The organism is Ruminococcus sp. AF37-20 (assembly GCF_003460465.1).
Classification (GTDB): domain Bacteria; phylum Bacillota; class Clostridia; order Oscillospirales; family Ruminococcaceae; genus Hominimerdicola; species Hominimerdicola aceti.
The window spans coordinates 52,591-66,040 of sequence record NZ_QTVE01000001.1 but is presented as its reverse complement, the minus strand read 5'-3'; the positions used below and the strand labels follow the sequence as shown (position 1 = coordinate 66,040).

Sequence of the window (13,450 nt, the reverse complement as noted above, 5' to 3'; positions counted from 1 at the left end):
TTTAAAGCAATTCGAGAATTTCGAGTTGCTTTTTTTATTGCAAAAATTCAAGCCACACGGCTTTTCAGATAGATAAAAAAATCTAGGAGGTAAGGACAAATGAAAAGAAAAACGCTTTTCAAAAGGCTGAGCAGTGTTGCAATGGCTCTCCTGCTCAGCTTGTCGGCATTAACGCAGGGCATAACAGCCTCAGCTTTTTCCGACACCAACAAAGCCACACAGCAGTGGCTCAATGAATGGAGCTATGACTTCAGAGGGTCGGGACTGCCTAACGGCTATGACATTGAAACGGGCAAGTCCAATGACACACACTTCACAGGCTACTGGGCAAGCTCAGTGCCGTATTTCTCAACATCTGACGGCAGCTATGCTTATTGTATCAACTTTGATAAGTTGCACACAAACGGAACAACATCTAAACAGCAAACACTAGCTGACTATGTAAAGGGTGCTCACGTTCCCGACAGTATGCAAAGACAGATCAAGGAGTTTTGCATTTACAGCTACAAGGGAAAAACTCAGTACGGCTACTCTAAGGATACAGAGATATGTGCCTCAAGCATAATGGCTCAGGCTGTTTCGGCAAGATACTATGATGAGTCTACAACTGGTCTTTCAAATAACGAAACAAAGCTCATCAACAGCTATTACTACAATGGCAATAATGCTTCTGCTCATCACCAAGAGTTGGTCGAGTGCTACAAAAAGATGAAGTCTGAAATGGTTTCTCACCATGATGTTCCAAGTGGTACAAGCAAAAACAGCAAGAGGATACCTGCAAGTGCAACATATCCTGCAAAATATGATGTCAAGACAGGCAAGTGGACAGCCACAGTTAAGCTTGACAGCCTTTCACAGTTCAGCGTTTCAAAGCCTAACTCAGTGACTGTTACACGCTCAGGCTCTAATATGACTATCACCGCCGACAAGGCTGAGGACTTGAAAAACGTTGTTTTCACGCTAACAAAGACAAAGGGCAAGTATGTTGAACACATAGATGAGTGTTCACCTCTTATCCTTTCAGGTGGCTCAGACGTTCAGGAAATGGTGGTTTCTTGTTATGAGGATAAAGACCCTGTTAAGGCTTATCTGAAAATAACAACACCAATAGGCTCAGCTCACCTTGACAAGAGCTTCACAGATTACTTTGACAACAAGCAGACAGGCACAGCGGATATGTACAAAGCCGTTAAGTTTCAGCTTGCTTGCAAGGTCGGTGACAGCTACAAGTTTGTAAAGGCAACTGGAAAGGACGGAATCTACAGCTTCACTGACCTCGCTTCACAGGCTACAGACCTTACGCCAAACACCAAGGGTGATATTGATGTAACAGGTCTGCCAGAGGGCGATTATGAGTGGAGAGAAATATCCACGGCAGACGGCTACATGATATCATCAAAGAAAGCTATCACTGTTACCGCTGACAAGACGGCTAAAACGGAGTTTGTAAACAAGGCTTCTGCTCCTGAAAAGGGCAAGATAACCATTCATAAGCGTGACGCTGAAACAAGAGCTGACCTTGAGGGCGCAAAGTTTGAAGTGGCAGCAGCCGAGGATATCTACGTTGGCAATGGCTATTGTATATATCCAAAGGGAACAGTTATCGACACTATAACCACAGGCGCAGACGGCATAGCTGAAACAACAAAGGCTATCTACAAAGGCTACAGCTACACAGTGACAGAAATTGAAGCACCAAAGGGCTATTCGATTTCTAATGAGCCAACACAGACTATCAAGCTTGTTGAACAGCAGGCTGAGTTCGTTGTAGATTTTGAAAACGAGCAAAACACCATTCCTTTTGAGATAACAAAGAATGACATTTCAACAGGTGAGCTTATCCCTGATTGTACTTTTGAAATTCTTAATGAAAATAAAGAACAGGTCATCACAGGAACTACAGACGAGAACGGCATTGCACATTTTCAGCTTGCTATAGGCAAATATTTCTACAGAGAGATATCAGCACCAGATATCTATGAAATTGACGATACTCTTTATCCGTTCGAAATAACAGAAAACGATGATATCGTCAAGGCTGAAATGACAAACAAGAAGAAAAGTGGCTCTATCAAGGTCACAAAGACAACAACAGGCAATCTCAATATCGAGGGCATTAAGTTCTTTGCAACAGGCATTTCTGATACAAACAAGGACTTGAAGTTTGAAGCGACAACAGATGAAAATGGCGTAGCAATGTTCGATAAGCTTGTTATCGGCAAGTATGTCATCACAGAGGACGGCTCAACAGTTTCTGCGGCTTATCTTGTTGCTGATGAGCAGGAGGTCACGGTTGAGTACAACACAACCGCAGCAGTCAAGGTCACTAATGAGGAAAAGACAGGCTCTATCAAGGTTCAGAAAAGGACTGAGGGTCAGAAGAATGTTGAGGGTATCACTTTCTACCTCAAAGGTACATCAGACACAGGACGTGAAATAAACATTCCTGCAACTACCGATAAGGACGGCGTAGCAGTTTTTGAGAACGTACCAGTGGGTACATACAAAATTATCGAGGATAAGGAAACAGTTCCATACGGCTATCTCGTAGCTGATGAAAAGGAAGTCAAGGTCGAGTATGCTCAGACTATTGATGAAAATATTCTCAATAACGAGCAGACAGGAACAGTTCAAGTACACAAGAAAACAGACGGCATGACGAACATCGAGGGCATTCGTTTTATTCTTTCGGGAACATCTGACACAGGCAGAGAGATAAACATTCCTGCGATAACCGATAAGGACGGCATAGCGAAGTTTGAAAATGTACCGATAGGTACATACACAATAACAGAGGACGGCTCTACAGTTCCATACGGCTATTTGGTCGCTGACTCAAAACAGGTCACTGTAGCATATGCACAGACAGTTGACACGGATATGGTCAACGAAAAAGCACCTGACACGCCGAACACTGGTGTAACGGACAATGACACAGACGGTAGAACAGTACTGTGCAGCGTGGCTATCATTCTCGCAGGAGCTGCTATCGTGATGTTCAGCCGAAAAAGAAAAGAAAGATAATTGATACTGTCTGAAAAAAGACAGTAAAAAGGGGATCAATTTATCTATAATGAAGAAAGCGCCTGCAACGGGGCAGGCGCTGAGGAGGACGGGAATGAATAATGTGAATATCGATTTTAATTTCAAGTATCCAAGTAAAAAAGAAAGAGTAATTTATACAGTAACATCTGTTTTAAAAGATGAAATTAGATTGTTTGGTAAGAGTGTCATTTCAGCTATTCTAGTATGTGTTTGTTTTGAAAACGGCTGGATCTTACCGCAAGAACACTGTGATAACAATGATTTTATGATAGTTCTGTTTGCAATTTTCTGCTTTATGCAGTGTGCTATATTGATAAATGTATTCTCAAAAAAATACACATATGAGGGAAACATTATAGCCAAATTAAATGACGAGAAAATTATTTGTAGAGGATATTCTAAGAGAGGTGATAATGGTGAATAATGACAATGAACTCCATGATGTAACTTTTAAAATCAGGTCTTGCTGAAAGTGTTGTTATAGCTGCAATACTTTGCTCTTTCTTTTTAAACGAATGGTCTATACCTCAAAAATGCATTGTATTTATAGTACTATTGTGCGTTGTATTTTTTACTTCACAAATATTGATGCTTTTAAGGGCTGCATTAACAGGGAGATACACCTTAAAAGAAATAATCATTCGGAGAGTTGAGGAATGAGCATATTTGAAAGATTGGAAAATCACTATAAAAGTAAGAGCTACTTGACATATCATGCGGCTAATGAGCATGAACAGCTGCTGTTATTTTATCCAAATTATAAAAGCACAAAGATATACGTCATACATAAAAGTGATGATTCTAAGTGTTTTGAACTTGGTTGCCTTGAAAAAGGTGATGATGAAAAGTTAGGTGTTCCGTTCTATGACGTTTGTGATAACAACTTTGATAAAATGATAGCAAAAATGAAAGGTGTAGATAAGGTAGCTGAGGACTACAGGTTTACAATCTTTTATGACCCTGACTCAGATACTTATTGGATAGACAATTCATTGCAGTTGTTTTTTGAAAATCAAGAAGCTGTCATCGCCACATATTTGAAAGATAATGGATATCAGTTAATAAGCATGACAGGAGAAAAATAATACATGGAACTTGGGCAAAAAGGAAAAGGACTAACATTTAAACTACATCATGATGTTCCTAAACGCTACAAAGCCACAGCCGCAGATACGGCACGTTTTGAGAAGTTTTTAAAAATCATGATGAAGAAAAGACCTACAAAGGTTATTAGCCAAAAATACAACTCACTATAAATTCTTGGATTATTATATCATGTTATGTGAAATAAGACAACAATATATTTTACAGAAAAAAACACAATCAAATTTTATTCTTTATGAATTTCTTAAACACAAACAAATAGATCACTAAAACAGATGGAAATATTAAAAATAATAGCTGATATTTCCAAAAATGCGAAAGCAGGTAATGAACTATATATTGGTAATGGTTGTGAAATGACACAATCATCACGAGAAAACATAACATTTTAATTGCATTAACTAGCCGGTATCTAGTAACCTTTTTGTACGGTTTTAAATCAAAACACACAATGGATTTGTCATATATAGTCATATCAACATTATGTTTACGTGATATTGAAATAATTATATCACTAACGTGCAAGAAAAACCACCAGCAGAATAATAGCCATGTAGTCAAGTATACAAGAACTGTCAAACCCATAAGAATTGGATATACCCTTACATCATTAAAAATTACCGGATCAAGCATTGATTTTAAATCATTGTCAAATGAACACATTAACAATGCTAACAATACAAAATGCGATAATTTATAATTGTTGTAAATAATATTTATGATATCTTTTATAACGTCCATTATAAATACGCCTCCTTTCATCTATAAAGTATAAATATTATAAATTGAAAGGTCAATACAATATTTTTTACAAAGTTATAAACTTACACATACATAAGTGTGTCACAGTGACACACAACTTAAAATCGCAAACCTGAGCGTGTGAAGAAATTCATACGCTCTTTTTATATAACCGAGAGGAGTAACCACAATGATTACTGAAACGCCAAAGAAATCTAAGTTTGATATCTTGGAAGAAATCATGATAGGATTTCAAGATGATTACGAAACAGACAATGCTCAGACCCATTGGGTGAAAACCTACAAAGGGCGGCGAGAGCGATTAATTCAGCTGCAAGAGGAAGAATGTGAACTGCAAGCGAATGTAATTGATGACGCTCACGATCTAGGATTTGTTGAGGGCGTAAGATATGCGCTCAACATCGTGGATATGACAGATACAGGCAAGAATAAAGCGCTTTTGGAGCGGCTCTTAAATATTCTTGAAAAATAAAAGAGGGGAAACTTAAATGGATAAGCACGATAAGTATGAAGCTGTAAAACAAGCATGGTTTGAAATCAATGAGCAGCTGAGGAACAATAAGCAGGAATACATTGATTATCTCAAATTTTCTGCAAAGATGTATAAGCAGCCGTATTCAGACGCTGTGCTAGTATATCAGCAGAATAGAAACGCAACAAAGATCGCTGAGTATAAGAAATGGGGACGTCTAGGGCGATATGTAAGACGTGGCTCTCACGGCGTTGCTGTTTTTGGCAAAAATCACACTTGCAGATATTTATATGACGTCACTCAGACAGGCGGCAAAGAGTTGCCTGAGATGTGGACACTTACTGACCGCAATACACCTGAGCTGCTCAATACGCTTAATAACCGATACAATATAAACGCAGGATCGGTCAAAGAATGTATCGAAGCAATGACAGCAAACAGTCTTAATTCTGCGCCTATAGCTGAGTCAGTACAAAATGCAATATCTCAAATGGGACTTGACACAAAACAGGCTGAGGTATACCGCCATGCACTGGATTCTGTGGTGCAGTTCGTTGTTTCTCAAAGATGTAATCTTTCAGGTAAAATAGATCTGCATACCGATGTTGATGTAAGCGCTCTTGACCTTATCAAAAATGCAAGAGATATGATTCTTTTCAGCAGAGCTGTTCAGCACGCTGCCAAAGACACGCTGTTTGAAATTGAAAAAGAAGTTATCGCAATTGACCACAAAAACAAAGCTCTTGACAATGCCAAAACCGCAAAGCAAGAAAGCACGTCTGATAGGGTTGATGATATACTCCAAGACCTTATAAGGCTTAAATTTTCGCAAGACCAGATACTTGCACTAAAGCAAGCGGTTGTGGCGGCTGCACAAAATGGCGAGCATAACATACAGCATTGGGTAAGCATCCGATATTCGCCCGACGAACTGCGGCATATATCATCTTTAGTAGCAGACTACTACGCTCAAAGTGTAATAGATCAAACACTCGATTCAAAGGGCATACTTAATGATTACTATACATATGTAAACGAGCTCAATGGTCGGCTGAAACTGTCAGATATGTTCTCTCACCATGAATATAGTGATGAACAAAAAGCCATGCTGCAGCAGGGTTTTTCTGAGGGAATTTCAACGGTTGTTCTTGATGAGATAGATGAACGCCTTACAACAGATGAGATACGCACTTTTTTTGATATGTTTCATCAGGCGGTCGATGGTCAGATAGAGCCTCATGCCGTGCAGGAATTTCTCGACAAAGCAGTAATACAGCACGCCAAGGAACAATCGAAGCTGATCCTTACACAACAGGATTTTGACGTTCTAAAAACGATTGAACCACGAAAAAGTGTTTTGAATTTCACTGAAAGTGAATTGCAACTTACACAGGTCTGGGCTGACAGATATGAAAACGAAATACACAAAAAATCACCGTTTTACAGAGTAAAAAACGGCGATTGGAGAAATTCAGAACAAACAAAAGTCGAAATTGTTAATATCGACACGACAGGTGCAGATTATCCACAAATCAAAGCTGATGTAAGAAATCAAGTAATAGACAGAGGCGTTTTTGTCAACAAAGATACCGGCTGGAACATTCAAGTCAGTAGAGCCGGCATTGAAGACTCGATCCGATATGCATTTAAGCACGAAGATAACATACCTTTTGAAATGCTGCATCATGTCAAAAAATTGGTTGAAAGCGGCACACTCCTTGACACACAGCTTACTGATTTAAATAAAAATAACAAAGCGTACAATTCTTCCTTTATGCACAAGCTTTACTCAATTTGTAATATTGATAATACCCACTATATAGCCAAAATGAGTATTGAAGAACTCTTTGACGCAAAAGGCGGAACATTAAAAAGGCTCTACAATTTGCAGGACATAAAAATAGAACCATTAAGAATTATAGGTTTGGCTGACGAGCAGCTACGCCCTGCGGTTCTTAATAGCTCTGATATAAGTATAGCAGAACTTTTCGAGATTGTCAAGCAATATGATAATGATTTTTACATTAATCACAGTGAACAAAAAAGTCAAGAATTGTCCTCGTATCAAAGGCTCCATTTGCCTGAGGCGATAAACAATCTTGACTCTAATATTATACACCAAAGTCGCAATATTGTCAAGAGTATGCAACAGGAAAATAGTGCAGATATAAGTTCAAATGGTGTCAAGACCTCTGCTGCATTGTCCGAGCCTACAATAACCTGTGAATGGAGCGAAAGCAACTACTTTGAGGACGGCAAGACCTACAGTGTTGCAGAATTTGACACGCTCATGGAACAGGCTGACAGTGAAATGGTGGCAGGAGCAAAGGCTGCAATAGAGAAGTACGGCTCAGTAAAAGCATGGTATGAAGCAGACGCTGATGACGAATTCTCACAGTTTATGGGCTATGATAAGGTCAAGTTTACTATCAATATGCCTGACGGACAAACGATCACTGAACGCCAGGACGCAGGTGACGGATACGGCGGCGTTATTGATTTTCTGAAAAGATACTCAATATACAGATCGATCATACCTGAGCTTGAAGCTGCAAAAGCCGCACATATGGCAGAACTGGTCGATGAAGTGCCTACACCTACAAATGAAACACAGCCTGAAATAGACAAGCTTTGGGGCAGGCTTAAGCTTGATTGTGATTACTATCTGAAAACAGGTGCAGAAAAGCACTTGTGGGCAGAAACAGTTGAAAAACAGATAGCTAAGATCAATGAGCTGTATGAGAAAATGCCTGAAAACGCCTACTTCACAAGAGAACAGATCGACGATTATGAAAAGAAAATGCTTGCGATAAAAAATGGTGAGGTCGAAAAACCTATACCATATGAAACACCTACAATCGATAATAATGTTCTCTCTGAAGAAAAAAAGACAATACCGCCTGTTTCTGAAAGCACCCATATATCTGCCACATCTGATGAACAGATATCACTCTTTGAAACACCCCCTGTTTCTGAAACCGTCACTATACCTGATAAAGATGTCAAAACCGAAAAGGTAGAAAAGCCAAAGAAAAATGTCAAGGCAAGCACATACCACTTTGACCCTGATAATGTTGTTGTGGGCGGAGCTGCTGCTCGATGTGACGCAAATATAGCTGCTATTGAAACTTTACTGAAAATAGAGAGTGAAAAGCGGCTTGCGACACCTGAAGAACAGAAGATAATGGCTAGATACTCAGGTTGGGGCGGAACTGCTCAAGCTTTTGTTGCGGATAATGAGAATGTTTCTGCTGACAGTTGGGGAGCAAGGCAGACTCGTTTAAGAGAACTTCTGACCGCAGATGAATATACCGCAGCACGGTCATCTACACTTACAAGCTTCTATACACCGCCAGAAGTCATAGACAGCGTATATCTTGCTTTGGAAAGATTTCAATTTGAGGGTGGAAACATCCTAGAGCCTAGCATGGGCGTTGGAAATTTTTTTGCAAAAATGCCTGATGAAATGAGGGCAGATTCAAAACTTTACGGAGTTGAGCTTGACAGCATTTCAGGACGAATAGCCAAGCAGCTCTATCCAGAGGATAATATCCAGATAAAAGGGTTTGAAAAAACAACATTCAAGAATAACAGCTTTGACGTGGTCATAGGTAATATACCTTTTGGAGATTATGGCATTGCAGACAAAGCCTATGATAAATACCACTTCAAAATTCATGACTATTTCGCCGCAAAAGCAGTAGATAAGGTAAAGCCTGGAGGAATTGTTGCCATTGTGACTTCAAAATTCACAATGGACAAGAAAAATGATAAAGCAAGAAAGTATCTTGCCGAACGCTGTGACCTTTTAGGCGCAGTAAGACTTCCCTCTGGAACGTTTAAAGACGCAGACAGTGTTACAACAGATATTATCTTTCTGAAAAAAAGAACAACAATGACCTCTGTTATACCAGACTGGGTACACGTTACTCAAACAGCAGACGGTATACCTTGCAACAAATATTTTGCAGATAACCCCGATATGGTACTTGGTACTATGGCGTGGGACGAGCGTATGCGAGGAAAATATGGTGCAGACAGCAAGGTAACGACCTGCTATGCAAACAGTGACACTCCCCTTGCACAGCAGCTCATAAATGCCATTTCAAAAATAGACGGCGTTATTGATACTGTGGAAACTGAGCTTGACAATGGGACAGCTGAGATACTCCCTGCTGATCCAACTGTCAGGAACTTCACTCATACCATTGTTGACGGAGATCTTTATTTCCGTGAAAATGAAGTAATGGTCAAGGTCACAGAAACAGGCAAATCGCTTGAACGCATGAAAGGGCTTCATACTCTAAGGCAAGCAACTATGGAGCTTATCAATGCCCAGGCTGACGGCTGCACTGATGAACAGCTTGCAGAACTTCAGAAAAAGCTCAACAGCACATATGACAATTTCAGAACAAAGTTCGGAAACATCACTGACAGTGCCAATTCACGCTGCTTTTCTAATGATGATGACTACAACACTTTAGCTGCACTCGAAGTCGTCAACGTGGAAAATAAGACAGTTGAAAAGGCTGCAATATTCACAAAGAGAACGATACTTCCAGATATTCCAGTTTCAAAAGTTGATACAGCACTAGAAGCACTTCAAGTGTCAATGGACAGATTGGGAAAGGTCGATATTCTCTATATGTCACAGCTCACAGACACTACGCCTGAAAAGGTTATTGCTGACCTTGGTGATGAACTATTCAGAGATCCTGCCAAAGTTAAAGACAATGACCCATATTCAGGCTATACAGAGTCATCTGAATATCTGTCAGGCAATATTCGTGATAAGCTGAGAATAGCCAGAGATCATGCGGAGCATATTGACAGCAGCTACAACAAAAACGTAGAGGCTCTGATGAAAGTTGTGCCAAAAGACCTTGATGCAAGTGAGATTTCTGTAAGGATCGGTGCAAACTGGATCGATATTGCAGATTACAACAAGTTTCTGAATGAATATGCAAAAGCAAATACATACTTATACCCTGTCACAAGAACAACGCTTGGCGAATATAAGATTGAGGGAAAATATCAAGACCATTCTATTGCCGCAAATCAAACCTACGGTACAAACCGAATGAGTAGTTATCATATTTTTGAAAATCTGCTTAACCAGCGTGATATTTTAGTTCGTGACAGACGAGAGGAGGACAGTAGAGTATGGTATGAGATAAACACTAAGGAAACACAGCTTGCAAAAGAGAAAGCTCGTTTAATGAAGGAGGCTTTTAAAAACTGGCTATGGAACGATATGGGTAGACGTGAAAAATACGTTGCAAAGTATAACTATCTGTTCAACTCCATAAGGGGCAGAGAGTATGACGGCTCACATCAAACTTTTCCAGGCATGAACACATCAATAACGCTGCGGAAACATCAATCAAACGCCATAATGCGTGCAAAGCTTGGAGGAAACACACTTTTCGCACATGAAGTTGGTGCAGGAAAAAGCTTTGAAATGGTTGCCACTGTAATGGAGAAGAAACGCCTTGGTCTTATAAATAAAGCCTGCGTAGTTGTGCCAAAGCACCTTACGCTGCAAATGGCAAGTGAATGGCTGCGGCTTTATCCAAACGCAAAACTGCTTGTGGCAAAACCTGAAGACTTTACCAAAGCCAATAGAAAGCGTTTTATTGCAAGATGTGTTACTGGTGACTATGACGCCGTGATAATGTCATTTACTCAGTTTGAAAGAATACCTATGTCAGACGAGTACAAAGAGCAGTTCATGCAAAAAGAACTTCACGATATCATGAGTGCGATATCAGAAACAGGAAAGAGGGATAAATCATCAGTAAAAGCCCTTGAACGTCAGAAGAAAAACATAGAGGAAAGGCTTGAAAAGCTGCTTTCTTCTCCAAAAGACTCATCATTGTGTTTTGAAAAACTCGGCTTTGACTATCTAGTGTGCGATGAAGCACATAACTATAAGAACTGCTTTGTTTCTACAAAAATGTCAAATGTGGCAGGCGTACAAACAACAGCAGCACAAAAATCAGAGGATATGCTGATGAAAACTCAGTACCTCAACAATAAGTACGGCTGCAACAATATACTTTTTGCTACAGGAACGCCTATAAGCAATTCAATGGTCGAGTTTTATGTCATGCAGCGTTATCTCAGACCAGATCTTCTTGAAAAAGCAGGATTGCAGAATTTTGATGATTGGGCGAGTACATTCGGTGAGGTGGTATCACAGCTTGAAATCAAGCCTGCGGGCAACGGCTTTCAGATGAAGAACCGTTTCAGCAAGTTTGTGAATATTCCTGAGCTTATGCAGATGTATAAGGAATTCGCTGATATTCAAACAGCGGATATGCTGAAACTTCCTGTGCCAAAGCTTGAAACAGGCAAGCCGATAGTAGTGACCTCAAAGCCTGACGAACGTCAAAAAGCATACATGAAAGAGCTTGCCACACGTTCTGAAACGATACACAGCGGTACTGTCGACCCACGGCAGGACAATATGCTGAAAATAACTCATGAAGCACGCTTGCTCGGTCTTGACACTAGATGTATTTTCAAAGACGCTCAGCCTGCACCAGACAGCAAAGTGATGAAGCTTATCGATAACCTCGAAAAGAACTACAGAAAAACTATGACAGAAAAAGGCGTGCAGATAGTATTCTGTGATATAGCGATCAACGAGGACGAAACACACTTCTCTGTGTACAAAGCTATAAAACAAGCGCTTATCGAGCGTGGAATACCAGAAAAAGAGATTTGCTTTGCAGGCGACGCAAAGACAGATAGGGCAAGAGATGAGATGTTCAAAAGCCTTCGCAAAGGAGAAAAACGTTTTATCATCGCAAGTACTTCAAAGCTTGGAACGGGCGCTAACATTCAAGATAGGATCTGTGCAATCCATCACCTTGACATACCGTGGAAACCATCTGACCTCACTCAGCAGGATGGACGTGGCATAAGGCAAGGTAATAGATTTTCACACGTCGGAATCTACCACTATCTTACCGAAGAGACGTTTGACGCATATATGATGGGTATTATAACCAATAAAGCAAAATTCATAAATCAGATATTGACCTCCAAAAGTCCTGTGAGAGTTTCAGAAGATGTTGACGAAATGGTACTTACATACTCTGAAATGCAAGCTATTGCTTCGGGTAATCCTATGATAAAAGAGAAAATACAGCTTGACAATGATGTTGCAATGCTGAAAACTCTTGAAGCAGAACACAAGAAGTCAATTTATAAAATGCAGGAGTTGGCAGAGAAAATTTTGCCGAAACAGATAACACAATACTCTGAACTTCTCACAAAAGCTAGGAACGATATGTCTAAATATCAAAAAAATCAGGCGTTGAACAAGGAGTTTGAAATGACAATAGGCGGCGTCAGATACGATAAGAGAGAAAATGCAGGGGAACAAATTGCCGTGGCAATGGCAAAATGTACTGCCACAGGTGAGCCTATAGAGCTTGGAACGTATCATGGCTTTAAAGTCACAATAGAACGAAATCCGTCAGCAAATACATTTTTTGAGCTTGATAATAAACCTTGTATCGCTGTTCTCCACGGAGAACTCACCTATTCATGTGACATTGCCACAGATAATGGCGTGGGAAATGTCAGAAGAATTGAAAATCTTGCAGGAATACAGATAAATCAGAAGCAATGTTCTTTTGAAGAACAGCTTGAAAGAGCAAACAAAGATCTCTCAGAAGCTCAGCAAAATATGCTCAAACCATTTGAACATGGACAAGAATTATCCGAAAAGACAAAGCGTCTTGAATATGTCAATGCACAGCTCAGCGGAAATTCTCAGAGTATAAATAATGCTCCTGAAAGTGCTGTGGAATTTAGATTCCATAATAACAAATATCAGGCATTGATCGGCACTAAAGACAAATCAGAATGGTGTGATGTAGTATCAAAGGGTGGCAAGCTCATCGCTGCGTCAGATACAAAGGTCTATAATCTGTCTGAAAAAGAAAGCGACCAGTTTCGCAGCTATGTTTTTAACGGTGACAAAATTGACACAAGCAAGAATAATTCCTTACTGGAAAAACTTAAGCCAAAGGCTCTTAAATTATAAAACATTGA

6 protein-coding genes are annotated in these 13,450 nt (G+C 39.9%); all 6 read left to right on the top strand.

The window, feature by feature from the left end:
• The first annotated feature begins 99 nt into the window (after nt 1–99).
• The 6 genes from DW015_RS00305 (at nt 100) to DW015_RS00280 (ending at nt 13,442) form a co-directional block, all read left to right on the top strand.
• Nucleotides 100–3,024: a SpaA isopeptide-forming pilin-related protein gene (locus DW015_RS00305; protein WP_117903374.1), complete on the top strand. Its 2,925-nt coding sequence runs from the start codon at nt 100–102 to the stop codon at nt 3,022–3,024.
• A gap of 94 nt (nt 3,025–3,118) precedes the next feature.
• Nucleotides 3,119–3,469: a hypothetical protein gene (locus DW015_RS00300; protein ID WP_022288339.1), complete on the top strand. Its 351-nt coding sequence runs from the start codon at nt 3,119–3,121 to the stop codon at nt 3,467–3,469.
• Between the two features lie 232 nt (nt 3,470–3,701).
• Nucleotides 3,702–4,130 carry a hypothetical protein gene (locus DW015_RS00295; RefSeq protein WP_117903372.1) on the top strand — a complete coding sequence of 143 codons (429 nt, stop codon included), beginning with the start codon at nt 3,702–3,704 and terminating at the stop codon, nt 4,128–4,130.
• 3 nt (nt 4,131–4,133) lie between these two features.
• Nucleotides 4,134–4,301: a hypothetical protein gene (locus DW015_RS13325; RefSeq protein ID WP_181979800.1), complete on the top strand. Its 168-nt coding sequence runs from the start codon at nt 4,134–4,136 to the stop codon at nt 4,299–4,301.
• 779 nt (nt 4,302–5,080) lie between these two features.
• Nucleotides 5,081–5,383 (top strand): hypothetical protein, encoded by a 303-nt coding sequence (locus DW015_RS00285; protein WP_117903369.1) that lies wholly within the window; start codon nt 5,081–5,083, stop codon nt 5,381–5,383.
• Nucleotides 5,384–5,399: 16 nt separating this feature from the next.
• Nucleotides 5,400–13,442, top strand: coding sequence for an LPD25 domain-containing protein (locus DW015_RS00280; RefSeq protein ID WP_117903368.1), 8,043 nt, complete (start codon nt 5,400–5,402; stop codon nt 13,440–13,442).
• Nucleotides 13,443–13,450: the final 8 nt, after the last annotated feature.